12 protein-coding genes and 1 pseudogene are annotated in these 15,647 nt (G+C 71.0%); 7 read left to right on the forward strand and 6 right to left on the reverse strand.

Annotation, left to right across the window (positions count from 1 at the left end; all coding sequences use genetic code 11):
* Positions 1–3: 3 nt before the first annotated feature.
* Positions 4–732 (forward strand): VOC family protein, encoded by a 729-nt coding sequence (locus VF106_RS03040; protein ID WP_330837989.1) that lies wholly within the window; start codon positions 4–6, stop codon positions 730–732.
* On the opposite strand, the gene VF106_RS03045 is transcribed toward VF106_RS03040, so the two are convergent.
* Positions 719–1,300, reverse strand: a complete 582-nt coding sequence (locus VF106_RS03045) for a TetR/AcrR family transcriptional regulator (protein ID WP_330837990.1) — start codon at positions 1,298–1,300, stop codon at positions 719–721. The genes VF106_RS03040 and VF106_RS03045 overlap by 14 nt on opposite strands.
* A 75-nt stretch (positions 1,301–1,375) precedes the next feature.
* Here VF106_RS03045 and VF106_RS03050 point away from each other — a divergent pair, with 75 nt between their 5' ends.
* The gene (locus VF106_RS03050; protein WP_330837991.1) at positions 1,376–2,803 is read left to right on the forward strand and encodes a carboxylesterase/lipase family protein; all 1,428 of its coding nucleotides are present in this window, start codon (positions 1,376–1,378) and stop codon (positions 2,801–2,803) included.
* Here the strand turns inward: VF106_RS03050 and VF106_RS51155 are convergent, their stop codons facing one another.
* A complete protein-coding gene (locus tag VF106_RS51155) occupies positions 2,804–3,793 on the reverse strand; it encodes a Clp protease N-terminal domain-containing protein (RefSeq protein ID WP_524535844.1) in 990 nt (329 codons plus the stop codon). It lies immediately after the preceding gene.
* A 62-nt stretch (positions 3,794–3,855) separates the two neighbouring features.
* Here VF106_RS51155 and VF106_RS03065 point away from each other — a divergent pair, with 62 nt between their 5' ends.
* Positions 3,856–4,209, forward strand: coding sequence for an excisionase (locus VF106_RS03065; protein ID WP_330837992.1), 354 nt, complete (start codon positions 3,856–3,858; stop codon positions 4,207–4,209).
* Positions 4,210–4,295: 86 nt separating this feature from the next.
* On the opposite strand, the gene VF106_RS03070 is transcribed toward VF106_RS03065, so the two are convergent.
* The 4 genes and pseudogenes from VF106_RS03070 to VF106_RS03080 form a co-directional block, all read right to left on the reverse strand.
* Positions 4,296–4,430 (reverse strand): hypothetical protein, encoded by a 135-nt coding sequence (locus tag VF106_RS03070; protein WP_330837993.1) that lies wholly within the window; start codon positions 4,428–4,430, stop codon positions 4,296–4,298.
* Positions 4,412–4,633 (reverse strand): annotated as a pseudogene (locus VF106_RS50800) (hypothetical protein); the annotation flags it as partial. The pseudogene VF106_RS50800 and the gene VF106_RS03070, both read right to left, overlap by 19 nt.
* Before the next feature lie 12 nt (positions 4,634–4,645).
* Positions 4,646–4,912 carry a hypothetical protein gene (locus VF106_RS03075; protein ID WP_330837994.1) on the reverse strand — a complete coding sequence of 89 codons (267 nt, stop codon included), beginning with the start codon at positions 4,910–4,912 and terminating at the stop codon, positions 4,646–4,648.
* Positions 4,913–5,101: 189 nt separating this feature from the next.
* A complete protein-coding gene (locus VF106_RS03080) occupies positions 5,102–9,730 on the reverse strand; it encodes an ATP-dependent helicase (RefSeq protein WP_330837995.1) in 4,629 nt (1,542 codons plus the stop codon).
* Positions 9,731–9,886: 156 nt separating this feature from the next.
* Here VF106_RS03080 and VF106_RS03085 point away from each other — a divergent pair, with 156 nt between their 5' ends.
* The 4 genes from VF106_RS03085 to recA all read left to right on the forward strand — a co-directional run bounded on the left by VF106_RS03085 (position 9,887) and on the right by recA (position 15,478).
* Complete coding sequence (locus VF106_RS03085) at positions 9,887–11,821, forward strand: Hsp70 family protein (RefSeq protein ID WP_330837996.1); 1,935 nt, start codon at positions 9,887–9,889, stop codon at positions 11,819–11,821.
* A 265-nt stretch (positions 11,822–12,086) separates the two neighbouring features.
* Entirely contained in the window at positions 12,087–13,901 is a 1,815-nt protein-coding gene (locus VF106_RS03090) for an Hsp70 family protein (RefSeq protein WP_330837997.1), read from the forward strand.
* Positions 13,902–14,059: 158 nt separating this feature from the next.
* Positions 14,060–14,254, forward strand: a complete 195-nt coding sequence (locus tag VF106_RS03095; RefSeq protein WP_330837998.1) for a DUF3046 domain-containing protein — start codon at positions 14,060–14,062, stop codon at positions 14,252–14,254.
* A gap of 171 nt (positions 14,255–14,425) precedes the next feature.
* Complete coding sequence (gene recA, locus VF106_RS03100; protein WP_330837999.1) at positions 14,426–15,478, forward strand: recombinase RecA; 1,053 nt, start codon at positions 14,426–14,428, stop codon at positions 15,476–15,478.
* Positions 15,479–15,647: the final 169 nt, after the last annotated feature.

The raw sequence follows: 15,647 nt of genomic DNA on the forward strand, positions 1-15,647 counted from the left end.
CGCATGCCCACGCGACTGTGCAACGTGGTGGTCGACGCGGCCGACCCGACGCGGCTGGCCAAGTTCTGGGTGGATTTCCTGGACTGGCAGGTCTCTCACGCCGACGCGGACGAGGTCGACGTGACCGCGCCCCCGGACGACGGCTGGCGCTTCGACCTCGTCTTCGTCCCGGTCGCCGATCCGAAGACGACGAAGAACCGCGTCCACCTGGACGTGGCAAGCGCTTCCCCGGACCACCAGGTGGCGCAGGTGGCGCATGCCCTGTCGTTGGGTGCCACGCGCGCCGACATCGGCCAGCGCAACGTCCCGTGGGTGGTCCTCGCCGATCCGGAGGGCAACGAGTTCTGCGTGCTGGACCCGCGCCCCGAGTACGCGATGACGGGCGCCATGGCCGCCGTGGTGGTCGACGCCCTGGACCCTTTACGCATGGCGGAGTTCTGGTCGGCGGCGTCGGGCTGGCCCGTGCTGGAGACAACCGAGTGGACGGCGTCGCTGCGCTCTCCGGACTCCCGGGGGCCATGGCTGGAGTTCATCCGCACGGAACACCCGCACACGGTGAAGAACCGCGTGCACCTGGACGTCCGTCCGTACGCGGACGACGACCAGTGGGCGGAGGTCACCCGGCTGCTGCAGTTGGGCGCCAGCAAGGCCGACATCGGCCAGGGCTCGGTCCCGTGGGAGGTCATGGCGGACCCGGAAGGGAACGAGTTCTGCGTGCTCACTCCTCGGTGAGCCCCATCAGCTTGCGCAGCCCGGTCATCACCTCGCTCGCCGTGGGAGCCGCGGTCTCGTCCGTCAGCAACTGCACCATCAGGCCGGAGATCAGCGCCAGCTGAACCGCGCCCACCGTGCGCACCTCGCTGTCCTCGACCTCGTCCTCCGGCTGCCCGGTCGCCATCGCGGCGAGGCCCTGCCTGCCGTCCCGTTGGCCGGCCGCCATCTGCTCCCGCAGTTCGGGTGACCGCTGTGCCTGCATGAACGCCTCGAAGCTCGCCAGCCAGAACTGACGGCCGTCCTCGAGCGAGTCGATGAGCCGTTCCACCTTGGACTCGAACTGCGCGGCCGGCGTGTCCACCACCGCGGGGTCCGGGGCGAACACCCCGCCGAGCGCGGTGCTCCAGTCGTCCATCGCCTCGAACATGGCTTCGTTCAGCAACGCCTGCAGTGAGCCGTAGTGGTAGCCGATCGCGGCCATGCTCACCTTCGCCCTGGACGAGACGTCCCGCACCGTCGTGCGGTCGTACCCCTTCTCCAGCAGGCACTGCTTCGCCGCCACCAGCAGGTCTTCCCGGTTTCCCATGAGCGTAGAGCCTAGCACGTGCGCCTTAGGCAAATGTCTTGCACAAATGCCTAAGGCGTTTGTACAGTTTCGGTCATGAACATCAAGCCACTGCTTCTCGCCGCCGTCGCCGGACTGCTCACCATCGGATCCGCCGCCGAGGCCGCCCCTGCCGAGACCCGCACCTACACCGGCATTCGCTACGCCACAGCCGAACGTTGGGGACCGCCGAAACCCGTCCCCCTGGCACCCGCCACCGGCGATATGCCGGCCTGCCCCCAGCCCACCGACATCCCGATCGCGCCGGCTGACCAGGACGAGGACTGCTTACGGCTGAACGTCACGACCCCCGCGGCGCCGGGCGGTGGGCGGCCCGTGATCGTCTACATCCACGGCGGCAGCTTCAACTACGGCAGCGGCTCGAACTACACCCCGGACGCGCTGGTGACCAGGGGAGACGCGGTGGTGGTCACGATCAACTACCGGCTCGGCGCGCTCGGGTTCCTCGCACACCCTGACCTCGGCCCGGACGCCGGCAACCTCGGGCTGGCCGACCAGCAGGCCGCACTCCGCTGGGTGCGCGACAACATCGCGGCCTTCGGCGGGAACCCGCGCAATGTGACGATCATGGGTCAGTCCGCCGGCGGGTACAGCGTGTGCGCGCACCTCGTGTCACCTGCCTCGGCGCGGTTGTTCCAGCGAGCGATCGTGCAGAGCGCCGGCTGCACCGAGCACGGTTTTCGGCAGCGGGACGAAGCGGAGCGGCAGGCCCGTGACCTTGTCGAGGCGCTGGAGTGCGCGGACGTCGACTGCCTGCGCCGCAAGACCCCTGAGGAGCTGGTGGCCGCGTCAGGAGCCGGTCACGACGGCTACCGGCCGGTTGTCGGCGGGCGTCTGCTGCCCATGAGCCCAGCCGAGGCGTTCGCGTCCGGCCGGTTCAACCGCGTGCCCGTGCTGTACGGCGGCAACCACGACGAGGAGACCGGCCAGTTCGCCGGTCGTGAGCTGGCCGGCCTGCCGCCCATCACGGCGGCTGACTACCCGGCCGCACTGGCGGAGACGTTCGGCACGGACGCGGACGCCGTGCTGGCGCGGTACCCGCTGTCGGCCTACGACTCCCCGAGCGAGGCACTGGCCGCGGCTCTCACCGACCGCAACTGGGCCCGGCCGATCGACGGCACCCGCCGGCTGCTGTCCCGCCACGTGCCGGTGTACGCGTACGAGTTCGCGGAGCGGAACACCCCGTGGTTCCCGGGATTCCCACAGGCGAGCTTCCCGGTCGGTGCGAGCCACATGCTGGAGCTGCCGTACCTGTTCTCGGTCCGCTACCTGACGGCCGCCGAACAGGGGGACCTGCGCAACACCATGATCGACCGCTGGACCCGCTTCGCCAGCACCGGCGACGCCGGGTGGCCCCGGTTCGGCGCGGGCCAGTACGTGCTGTCACTGGCGTCCGGCCCGAACGGCGTCCACCGCACGGACTACGCGGCCGACCACAAGCTGGCGTTCTGGCGCGGTCTCTGATCAGCGACCGCCTTCGCCGCGCCTGCGGCGGAGGCGGTCGTGCAGCACCCGGCGGACGAGCAGTGCGGCCTTGCCGCGGTCGGCGCCTTCCGGGAGCGGCTCGTTGCGCAGGGACTGCAGCAGTGACACCAGCAGTTCGTTGGTCGCCGTCCACAGTGGTACGAACCTGCCGGTGACCGGGCCGGTCGCCGTGACCGGGCCGCCCACCAGCTCGGCGACCGTCTTCGCGAGGCTGACCGTCGCCTGGTCGCGGAACACGAGGTGCACCTCGTCGTCGGTCACCCGCAGTTCCATCTTGCGTGCCCCGGTCTCCTCCGGGGTCGCGTCGGTGGTGTCCTCCGCGTCGAACTCGTCCACCTTCTCGGCAATGGCCTCCGGATCGATGCCCAGGTCGCGGAGCACCTTCGCGGCCATGCTGCCCTCGGCGCGGACCAGAGCCTCCAGCAGATGGTGGCTGCCCATCGGCGCGTCACCGGCGAGCGCCTGCGCGACGGTCACCACCTCGTCGGCGGCGGTGGTGCGGTGTGGGATGTCGTCCGTGGCGTGTTCCCGCTGGCCGCTGCTCAACAACTCGCTGACCGTGGTGCGGATGGCGCCGAGGTCGCGGAGTTGAGCGGCGAGGATCTTCGCGGCCAGCCCCTCGCCCTCGCGCTCGATCGCCATCAGGATGTGCTCGGTGCCGATGTAGTTGTGCTTGAGCTGCAACGCTTCCCGCAGCGACAGCTCGAGCACCTTCTTCGCCCGCGGAGTGAACGGGATGTGCCCGGTAGGTGCTTCGTCGCCGCGCCCGACCTCCGCCTCGACGGCTTCGCGGACCGACGTCACCGTGACGCCCAGCTTCCGCAGCGCCTGCGCGCCGATGCTCGTCGGGGCGCCGAACAGGCCGAGCAGGATGTGCTCGGTGCCGATGTAGTTGTGCTGGAGGCGCCGGGCCTCTTCCTGGGCGCTGATCACGACGCCGCGCGCCAAGGCGGTGAAACGCTCGAACATGCCTTCGAGGGTCCGCCTCGTCTTGAACCCTGTCAATACAGTGTCAGTGATAGGGTACCTGTATGGCGGAGTGGGATGAGCGGCTGTCGCGATGGCGGGATGAGCTGGAGCTGTTCGCTCAGCTCGAGGAGACGCCGTGGGTCACACTGGCCCAGGCCGAGCAGGAGACAGGGGTGTCCCGCTCGGCACTGCGTGCCTGGTACCGCAACGGCGAGATCGAGTCCCGCCTGGTCGACGGCCCGAACGGCCCCCAGCGGCTCGTGCCGCTGGACGCCGTGGTGGAGCGCGCCGCACAGTCGCCGAGGATCCAGCGTCGGGCGGAGCGGGAGGTCAGCCTGGAGGCACAGGTGACGCTGCTCAGACACCGCGTCGACCAGCTGGAACTGCGGCTCGCGGCGCTGGAGAAGGGAAAGTAGGCGGGAGCCCATGGTGTAGCCCCCCGCTAGCCTGGTCACGGGTTCGGCGTGTGCGCCCGTCCAGCGTCCCCCTGCGGTGACGGGAATCAGGGCATGTAGGTGCCCAGTTCGCCATCCGACTCGCTGCCCCAGGCCCCACACGCGCCGTGCTGCCGCACCGCGCAGGCGGCGTGGTAGCCACCGGACACGGCGGTCGCTCCGGTCAGACCGAACACCCGCACGGGGACCCGCGACTACTCCGTTGCCGAGCCACTGCCGAGCTTGCCGTCCCGGTTGGCGCCCACGCCGCGCCGTGGCGGCAACCGCGTGGGGCGTCGTGTTGCCCGCGCCGATCGCTCGCGGTGACATTGGACAGACCGGTGGCCTGGACCGGCGTGCCCGACTCCGTGGCGATCGAGCCGTTCCCGAGTTGGCCGTCGGTGTTCCAGCCCCATGCTCAGACCGTGCCGTCGTTCCGCGACGCGTAACCGGTCCCTGCGGTGGCCGCGATGGCGGTGACGCCGGTCAGTCCGGTCACCCGGACCGGCCGGCCCGACGGGGCATCGGGAGCGCCCAACTCGCTGTGGGCGTTGCCACCCCAAGCCCAGACCGTGCCGTCGTTCCGTAACGCGTAGCCCGTGGCGCCGCGGTTCGTGTCGGCGATCGCGCCGCTGCCCGTCAGCCCGCCGCCCGCAGTGCGAAGAGGGCGTTCCCGGTCAACCAACCGGTGCCGTAGTTGCCGGCGTCGTTGCGGCCCATCCCCACACCGAACCACCGGCCAGCAACGCGAACCGGCCACGGCATCCCTGACCAAGGCCACAGAAAGTATCCGCACCGCAACCCCCGGTGTGCCTGGCTCCCGACCCGCGATCATGGATCGCTCGCTGTAGGGGACATTTCCCGACTGGGCGGATCAGGAGCGGAGGCGTAAACCTTTTGGTGTGGCGCGGAAACCTGCTTCCCGCAGCACTTCTGCCAGGCCGGAGGTCAGTGCCACCTCACCGTCTGCTCGCTGTACCGCCAGTTGTCCCAGCCAGCCCTCCTTGACTGCCCTCGACAGTCCTTCCGCCGCACTGCGCAGCGTGGTCGCGTCCTCCGTGAACGACAGCAGGGACCGGCCGCCGCGTTCCACGTACAGTGCCGGCACACCGTCCACAAGCACCGCGAGTGCGCCTGCTTTTCTTGCTGGGCGGTGCTTTCCCTCGCCCGCCGGATCCGGCCACGGTAAGGCCGCGCCGTAGGGCTGTGCCGGATCGGCGGCCGCCAGGACCGTCGCCTTCGTGTCCGTCGCCGGCGTGTTGTCCGAACGGGACAGTGCGCGGAGCCGGTCCACCGCGCCGCGTGCCGCGAACTGGGACGCGCCGAGCCCCTCCACGACGTAGCCACGGACGATCTGGCCGGACTCCTCCATGGCCCGCAACACCTTGTACACGCCACTGAAACCGCCGGTCACCCGTTCGGTGTCGAGGGCGCCCCTGGTCAGCACGCCGTGTCGTTCCAGGAACGCCTCCGCGCGGGCATGTGCGCGTCGCGTCGGGTCCTGTTCCCGTGGGACCACGAGCGACCAGCGGCCCGCGACCGTCGGAGGGCCTGTCCGGCTCGGCATGGTTGGGCGGGCACTTCGCAGCCGCGCGTACCGGCCCCTCGGTGTCGAACTGCGTGGTTTGTGTGCCGCGCCCCGCCCGGACACCACCGCGCGCAGTGGCCCGATCGTGTCGTTGGTGACCAGCCCCGACCACACCAGGTCCCACAGCGCCGCGACGACATCCGCGTCCGGCGGCGCCTCCGCGCCGCCGTCGAGCAGTATCGCCGCCGCTCGGTCCGCGAGCTGGCGGAAGAACAGCGCGCCACCGTCCATCGCGGACAGCACGGCCCCGTGCAGCGGGGTGTCCGGCACAGCCTCCTCCACCTCGGGCAACAGCAGGTCGGCCACATCCGTTGGTGCCACGGCGATCCAGCCGTCGCCGCCCGCGAGTGCGCCCGTGCCGCACCACGTGACCTCGCCGGCCGTGGTCAGCTCGTCCAGCAGCGCGGGGGCGTAGCCGGGTAGCCGCGACGGCATGATCAGCGACTCGAACCCGCTCGCCGGCAGTGGCGCGCCGGCCAGTTGCTCCACCACGGACAGCACGTCGTCCGCGGTCGGACCCGCGCGCAGCCGTCTGCCGACCCCGTGCCACACCGGCAGGAACCGGCCCAGTGCCGCGGGCTCGACCGGCTCGACCTCGGAGCGCAGTTTCGCCAGCGACGCACGCCGGAGCCGGCGCAGCACGTCGGCGTCGCAGTACTCGACGTGCGTGCCGCCCGGCCGCAACTCGCCTCGGACGAGCCTGCTCATGCCGACCATGCGGTCCAGCACACCGGTGACCACCGCGACGCCCAACCCGAACCTGGCCGCCACGTCGTGCGCCGGGAAGGGTCCGTGTGTCCTGGCGTACCGGGACAGCAGGTCGCCCAGTGGGTCGCCGACCGGCTCGGTGAAGGCCTCCGGCACACCGACGGGTAACGCCACGCCCAGCGCGTCCCGCATCCGGCCCGCGTCCTCGATGATCACGTACCGTTCCTCGCCCGCGATGCGCACCCGGATGACCCGCCGTTGCCGTTCCAGGTCGTCGAGCCAGCCGGGTTCGACGCCCCGCAACGCGGCCTCCGCCGGCGACAGGTCACCCAAGAATCGCAGCAGGTCGGCGGCGTCCTCGGCGTGCCGGGCGTGCCGTGACGGGTCGAGCCGCTGCAGCGAGTGCTCGACCTCGACCAGCACCTCCGGGTCGAGCAGCTCCCGGATCGCCTCCGACCCCAGCAACTCGGCCAGCAGCGACGAGTCCAGCGACAGTGCCGCCGCCCGCCGCTCCGCGAGCGGTACGTCCGCGTCGTAGATGAACATGCCGGTGTAGCCGAACATCAACGCCCGAGCGAACGGCGAGGCGGACGGCGTCTCCACCTCGACGACCCGCATCTTCCGCGACCGCACCTCGGACATCAGCGTCCGCAGCCCACCGAGGTCGTACACGTCCTGCAGGCATTCCCGCATGGCCTCCAGCACCACCGGGAACTGCTCGTACTTCGCCGCCACCGACAGCAGCTGCGCCGACCGCTGTCGCTGCCGCCACAACGGGGTCCGCTTGCGCGGGTCGCGTCGCGGCAGCAGAAGCGACCGTGCCGCGCACTCACGGAACCGGGAGGCGAACAACGCGGAGCCGCCCACCTCGGCCACCACGATCTGTTCGATCTCGTCCGGTTCGAGCAGCACGTCCTCCGAGCCGGCCACCACCTCCGCGCCGTCGTCGTCCACAGTGTCCGGCAGCTGGATCACGATGCCGTCGTCGGAGTGCGCGACCCTCGCCTCGATCCCACGCCGCTCCCGCAGCCGTGCGCCAATGGCGAGCGCCCACGGCGCGTTGACCTGCGCGCCGAACGGCGAGTGCACCACCATCCGCCAGTCACCCAGCTCGTCGCGGTACCGCTCGATCAACAGCGTGCGGTCGTCGGGCACGTGCCGCGTCGCCTGCTTCTGCTCGCTCAGGTACGCGAGCAGGTTGCCGGCGGCGAACGTGTCCAGCCCGGCGGAACCGGCCCTGGCCAGCGCGGCCTCCTCCGGCATGCTCGACATCTCGCGCAGGAACTTGCCCAGCGCGCGGCCCAGCTCGAGCGGCCGGCCGGGCGCGTCGCCCTTCCAGAACGGCATCCGCGCCGGCTCACCCGGCGCCGGCACCGCGATCACCCGGTCGGCCGTGATGTCCTCGATCCGCCACGCCGAGGTGCCCAGCAGGAACGTGTCGCCCACCCGCGACTCGTAGACCATCTCCTCGTCCAATTCGCCGACCCGCGACCCGGAGCCGCTGTCGGAGGCCGGCGTCATCACCGTGAACAGGCCGCGGTCGGGGATCGTGCCGCCGGAGGTGACCGCGAGCCGCTGCGCACCCGGCCGCCCGCGCAGCTCCCCGTTGACGCGGTCCCACGTGATCCTCGGCCGAAGCTCCCCGAACTCCTCCGACGGGTACCGCCCCGCCAGCATGTCGAGAACCGACTGCAGTGCCGACTCCGGCAGTGCCGCGAACGGTGCCGCCCGCCGCACCAGCGCCGCCATGTCGGTCACCGACCACGGCTCCAGCGCCACCATCGCCACGATGTGCTGCGCCAGCACGTCCAGCGGGTTGCGCGGGTAGCGCATGGCCTCGATGGCGCCTTCGGCCATCCGTTCGGCGACCACCGCACACGACACGAGGTCGCCACGGAACTTTGGGAACATCACGCCACGCGACACAGCACCGACCTGGTGTCCGGCCCGGCCGATCCGCTGCATGCCGGACGCGACCGACGGCGGCGCCTCGATCTGGATGACGAGGTCGACCGCACCCATGTCGATGCCCAGCTCCAGCGACGACGTCGCCACCACACAGGGCAGCTGCCCCGACTTGAGCGCCTCCTCGACCGAGGTGCGCTGCTCACGGGACATCGAGCCGTGGTGCGCCCTGGCGACCGTCGGCGTCGCGACCCCGGCCGCCCAACCGGACTCCGCGATGGCCTCCGCGGGAAAGCGCCCGACATCCGCCGGGTAGACGGGGCGTTCCGCCGCCAGCTCGTTGAGCCGGGACGTCAGGCGCTCGGCCAGCCGCCGCGAGTTGGCGAACACGATGGTGGACCGGTGCTGGTTGACCAGCTCCAGCACCCTTTCCTCCACGGCGGGCCAGATCGACGGCTTCCGAGGGGCGTCCGGGGCGGGCAGCTGCGGCAACGGCAGGTCGAGGTCCGGGTCCGGGGTCACCGGGCCTTCGATCGGCGGCGGCCCGTCCAGCTCCGTCATGTCCTCGACCGGCACCACGACGGTCATCTCGATGGTCTTGCCGATCTTGGGGGCGACCACCCGCACCGGTCGCCCGCCGGCGAGGAACGAGCTGACCTCGTCGATCGGCCTTACCGTCGCGGAAAGCCCGATCCGCTGTGCCGGGCGGGGGAGCAGCGCGTCGAGCCGTTCGAGCGACACGGCGAGGTGCGCGCCGCGCTTGGTGCCGGCGACCGCGTGCACCTCGTCGACGATCACCGTCTCCACCCCACGCAGCGACTCCCGTGCCGCCGAGGTCAGCAGCAGGAACAGTGACTCCGGCGTGGTGACCAGCACGTCTGGTGGGGTGCGCTGGAACGACCGGCGCTCCTCGGCCGGGGTGTCCCCCGTCCGCATGCCTACCGTGATCCCGGGATCCGCGTCGCCGAGCCGGCGCGCGGCCTGGCTGATGCCGGCGAGTGGCGCCCGCAGGTTGCGCTGCACGTCGACAGCCAGGGCCTTCAGCGGGGACACGTAGAGCACGCGGCACCGTTCGGTGCGCTCGGTCGGTTTCGGCTGCGTGGCCAGCCGGTCGAGCGCCCACAGGAACGCGGCGAGGGTCTTGCCGGAGCCCGTTGGGGCCACGACCAACGCGTGCTCGCCGGCCGCCGCCGCTCGCCACGCGCCAGCCTGGGCTTCGGTTGGCATGGCGAATGCGCCGGCGAACCACTGCCTGGTTGCCGGCGAGAACAGGTCGAGCACGTCGGAACTCACGAGACCCATGATGAACCCGGGCACCGACAATTTTCGTCTTCGCAGGTCGGGGGCGGTTTCGTCGTGTCGCGCGCGGAAGGCGAGCGCGACAGATCTTCGGGACCCGTCCCACGGTGTCGGGGCGTTCTGGCAGCATCTCGTGTCACAAGACGACGAGGGAGAGTCGTGAACGTCCTGTCGGTGGATCTCGGCACGTCCAACACGGTCGCCGTGCTGTCCGCGCATGGCAGGCCGCCACGGGTGGTGGACGTGGACGGGTCCTCGATGATGCCGTCCGCCGTGTTCGCCGCGGAGGACGGGACCCTCGTCGTCGGCCGGGACGCCGAGCGCCGCGCACGCCTCGACCCAGCCCGTTTCGAGCCCAACCCCAAGCGCCGCGTCGACGAGGGCACGTTGCTGCTCGGCGACCAGGTGGTGCCGGTGACCGACGCGCTCGCCGGCGTGCTGCGACGCGTGGTCGACGAGACGTCGCGCCAGCTCGGCGGCAAGAAGCCCGACGAGGTGCGGCTGACCCACCCCGCGCAGTGGGGGCCGGTGCGGCGCAACGTGCTGCTGTCCGCGGCGCGGCAGTCGGGCGCCGGTTCGAACCTGGTCCTGGTGCCCGAGCCGGTGGCCGCGGCCGCGCACTTCGCGTCCTTCCCCGGGCAAAGCCTTACCCCGGGCCAGGCGCTCGCTGTCTACGACCTCGGCGCCGGCACCTTCGACGTCGCCATCGTGGGCGCCACCCAGAACGGGTTCGTGGTGCTCGCCGAGGCCGGCCTACCCGACCTCGGCGGGTTGGACGTGGACCAGGCGCTGCTCGAGCACGTCGGCCGGCAGGTGTCGGTCCGGGACCCGAGCCGCTGGCAGAGCCTGCTGCGCCCGGTGTCGACGGGGGACCGGCGTGCCCAGCGCGCACTGCGCGAGGACGTGAAGGCGGGCAAGGAGTCGCTGTCGCGGCACCCGCAGACCGAGGTGCCGCTGCCGGAGCCGTTCGACGACGTGCTGGTCACCCGGGTCGAGCTGGAGGCGCTGATCCGGCCCGGTCTGCTGCGCAGTGTCGAGCTGCTGGCCGGCACCATCCGGTCCACCGGCATGACCCCGGAGCGGCTCGTCGGCATCTATCTGGTCGGCGGCTCCAGCCGTATCCCGCTGATCGCGACGCTGATCGCCGAGCAGATGCGGGTCGTGCCGACCAGCCTGGACCAGCCGGAGACGGCCGTCGCCCTCGGCGCGCACCACGTGCCGCAGGAAGGCATCACGCTGCGCACCAGCGACATCAGCAACACGATCGAGGACGTGCAGCGCACCAGGCAGGTGGTGGCGCCGCGGACCGGCGGGTTCGCGCAGGGACCGCCGAAGCCGCCGCCTAGCCAGCCCACACCGGTGCAGAACCCGTTCCCCGCCAGCGGCCCGCAGCGGGTGCAGGGCCCACCGAGCACGCCGACGCCCGTGCCGGCGATGACCGCGCAGCCAGGGCCACCACCGCCGTTCCAAGCCCAGCACCAGCCGAGCGGCGGTTCGTCGAACAAGGCCTGGTACATCGCGACGGCCGTCGTCGCGGTCGTGGTGATCGCCGTGGTCAGCATCGTCATCGCCACGTCCGGCGGCTCCGGCGGTGGCGGTGGTGTGGCCGCCGAGGACTGCACCGACAGCACCGCCGACGACAACGGCATGAGCGAGTGCATGCGCAAGGTCGCTGGCGCGGTCGCGGAGAACAACGACTGCTCCTCGGGCGCGAGCGCGGTCGGCGCGGGCGAGGTCGACACGCCGGGCGCCACGGCCGCCACGTGCACCATCGACAGCTCCCACTCCGTCATCTACATGCAGTTCGCCGACGCCGACCAGGCGAAGACGGCCGTCGACACCCTCGTCAGCCAGATGGAGGGCCAGGGCACCGGCGACCCGAAGACCGGTGACTGGGAAGGCGCGGGCCTGTCGGGTTCCTACACCGCGATCGGGATCGCCGGTGGCAGCGGCGTCGTGGCGTTCGGCGTCGCCGACTCCCCGGTGATCGGCGTGCTCATGAACTTCGACGTCAGCAGCACCTCCGGCGACATCAACGACCTTGTCGACTACTTCGACCAGCATGTGAAGCCAGGTGGCGACGGCGGCGCGTGACTGTGACATGGCCTCGCTCCGCTCGGCGTTCGCGGGCCTGTTCCCGGCGTCTTCCCTCCTGCGCGCGGAGATCCCCTGGGCTCCTTCGTCGCGCAGGGGATCTCCGTGCTCGTCAGTCCAGACGCCGGCGGCCCGCTCAGGGACATGGCCGCGCTCCGATCGGCGCTGAGCGGGCCTTAACCCGCCCGCTCAGGGACATGGCCTCGCTCGCGGTTGGGTCGCGCATGGCAGCATCTCCCTGACCAGCCATCGCGAGGGGAGAGTCGTGGCCGTCCTGTCGGTTGACCTCGGTACGTCCAACACGGTTGCCGTGCTGTCCGCGTACGGCAGGCCGCCACGGGTGGTCGAGGTGGACGGGTCCGCCACGATGCCGTCCGCGCTGTTCGCGGCCGATGACGGGAACCTCGTGGTCGGCCGGGACGCCGAGCGGCGGGCGCGGCTGGACCCGGCACGGTTCGAGCCCAACCCCAAGCGGCGCATCGACGAGGGCACGCTGCTGCTCGGTGACGTCGTCGTGCCGGTCACCGAGGCGCTCTCGGCCGTGCTGCGTCGGGTCGCCGAGGAGACCTCCCGGCAGCTGGGCGGCGCCAAGCCCGACGAGGTGCGCCTCACTCACCCCGCGCAGTGGGGGCCGGTGCGTCGCAACGTGCTCCTGGCCGCCGCGCGGCTCGCCGGCATGGGCAACAACCTCGTGCTGGTGCCCGAGCCGGTGGCCGCTGCCGCGCACTTCGCCTCCCTCGGCCAACAACTCGCGCCTGGCCATGCCCTCGCCGTCTACGACCTGGGCGCCGGCACGTTCGACGTCGCGATCGTGGCGGCCAGCCAGGCCGGGTACACCGTGCTGGCGGAAGCAGGCCTGCCCGACCTCGGCGGGATGGACGTCGACCAGGCGCTGCTGGAGCACGTCGGCCGACAGGTGTCCATCCGCGATCCCAGCCGCTGGCAGCGCATCCTGCGTCCCGAGTCCACCGCGGACCGCCGTGCGCGCCGCGCCATGGCCGAGGACGTCAAGGCCGCCAAGGAAGCCCTTTCCCGGCACCCGCAGACCGAGGTGCCGCTGCCGGAGCCGTTCGAGGACGTCCTCGTCACCCGGGTCGAGCTGGAGGCGCTGATCCGGCCGAGCCTGCTGCGCAGCGTCGAGCTCCTCGCCGCGACGATCCGGTCCACCGGTATGACCCCCGACCGGCTCGTCGGCATCTACCTGGTCGGCGGCTCCAGCCGCATCCCGCTGATCGCGACGCTGATCGCCGAGCAGCTGAAGGTGGTCCCGTCCAGTCTGGACCAGCCGGAGACGGCCGTCGCGCTCGGCGCGCACCACATCACGCCCGAGGGCGTCAGCCTGCGGACGTCCGCCATCGGCCCGACGCAGGCACCGCCGACCGGCGGGTTCCGGCAGTCGGGCCCCGTTGGGCCGCACGCTCTTCCCGGCCCGGTGCCGCCGCGCTCCGGCCCGGTTCCCGTCATGTCACCCCCGGTGCTCGGGCCGCCGAGCGCCGGGTTCCCGGCGCAGGCCCCGCCCGTCGCACAGCCGAACCCCGGCCGCCGCAAGGTCGTGCTGGGTGTCGCGGCGGTCGTCGCCCTCGCGATCCTCGCCGTCGGCGCCGTGTTCCTCCTGCGGCCCGGCAGCGACCTGCCGACCGCGGAGAGCTGTCAGCAGAAGGGTGAGACCGACAGCGACGGCTTCACCGCGTGCCTGCGCCAGCTTGCCGGCACGGTGGCCGACAGCGGTGACTGCGAGCCCGCCGAGCAGGACACCAACGCGGACGTCACGTGCACGCTCGAGGACAGCTACATGGTCAGCTACGCCCACGTGGCGTCGGTGCGGGACGCGGAGAAGCTCGTCGGCACCGAGCTGTCCGACATGACCGATGGCGACCACGTCGAGGCCGAGTGGAAGGGCAACGGCCTGGACGGCCGCTGGCGGGCGGGTGTGACCGGTGGCACCGGCGTCCTCGTGTTCACCGTCGAGGACCGGCCGCTGGTCGGCTGGCTGTCGAGGACGGAACTACGCGCGGCGGACGACTTCACTCCGGACACCCTCGGCGACTTCTTCGCCGAGCACGTCCAGCCGGGAACCTAACGCCGTCGGTTCCGCAGCGCGATCACCCCGACCACGATCGCCGCGACCAGACCGCCGATGATGCCGATCTCCAACAGCACCGACTCGAGCCCACTCGGTTCGAAGCTCACCATGGCCGGATTCTTCCAGACCCGGCCGGACTCGTAGGCTGGTGATCGATGCGTATCACGGTGTTCCGCAATCTCATGGCCCAGGAGTTCGGGGAGGTACGGGCCGACATGCTGGCACGCGACCACGTGTTCAGCTCCCTCGGCGGGCGCACGGTGGACCAGGCCCTGGAGGCCGGCCTGGCGCCCAAGGAGATCTGGCGTGCGGTGTGCGACGCGTTCGAGGTGCCCCCCGAGCGGCGGTAGAGGTGGCGGCGTGTCGCCGCAAGATCGAACACCCGTTCGGGTAGTGTGCCTGTCCACAGCAGGGTGAGTTATCCACAGGCCGGTCCCTCGGGCCCGAAATTGTCGGTGCTTACCGCTAGCGTCGCCGGCGTGAGTGCAAAGCGGTCGAAGAACAACCAAGGTGGGTCCCAAATGGCAGCAGCAGCCCCTGATCGCGCGAAGGCGTTGGAACTGGCCCTCGCGCAGATCGACAAGAACTTCGGTAAGGGATCGGTGATGCGCCTCGGCGAGGAGGGGCGCGCACCGATCGAGATCATCCCGACCGGCTCCATCGCGCTGGACGTCGCGCTGGGCATCGGCGGCCTTCCTCGCGGCCGGATCGTGGAGATCTACGGCCCTGAGTCGTCCGGTAAGACGTCGCTCGCCCTGCACGCGGTGGCCAACGCGCAGAAGAACGGTGGCATCGCGGCGTTCATCGACGCCGAGCACGCGCTCGACCCCGAGTACGCGAAGAACCTGGGCGTCGACACCGACGGACTGCTGGTGTCGCAGCCGGACACCGGTGAGCAGGCGCTGGAGATCGCGGACATGCTGATCCGCTCCGGCGCGCTCGACATCCTCGTCATCGACTCGGTGGCCGCGCTCGTGCCGCGCGCCGAGATCGAGGGCGAGATGGGCGACAACCACGTCGGTCTGCAGGCGCGGCTGATGAGCCAGGCGCTGCGCAAGATCGCCGGCGCGCTGAGCAACTCCGGCACCACGGCGATCTTCATCAACCAGCTCCGAGAGAAGATCGGCGTGATGTTCGGATCGCCGGAGACGACCACCGGTGGTCGGGCACTCAAGTTCTACTCCTCGATCCGGCTGGATGTACGCCGCATCGAAACGCTGAAGGACGGCCAGGAGATGGTCGGCAACCGGACCCGAGTCAAGGTGGTCAAAAACAAAGTGGCGCCGCCATTCAAGCAGGCGGAGTTCGACATTCTTTATGGGCTCGGAATCAGCCGCGAGGGCAGCCTTATCGACCTCGGGGTCGATACCGGAATCGTTCGCAAAGCCGGGGCTTGGTTTACCTACGACGCGGATCAGCTGGGCCAGGGCCGGGAGAATGCCCGCACCTACCTGAAAAACAATCCCGACTTGGCGAACGAGTTGGAGAAGAAGATCAAAGAGCGGATGGGCATCGGCCCGCAGGTCGACCTGCCGGCGGGCGTCGACCCTGTCACGGGTGAGGTGGAGTTCTAGCCCTTGAGTACTGACCAACAGCAGGCCGTCGCCACCTGGCTGGCGGAGCGAGGCATTTCGGCTCCGCCACCGGGTGAGGCTCAGGCGCCCCAGCCGGCACCGGAGTCCAGGGACACCGAGGGGTCGCCGCCTACCGGGGAGGATCCTGAGGCTGATCCCTACGCCGTCG

This window comes from Actinophytocola sp. (assembly GCF_036378875.1).
Classification (GTDB): Bacteria; Actinomycetota; Actinomycetes; order Mycobacteriales; family Pseudonocardiaceae; genus Actinophytocola.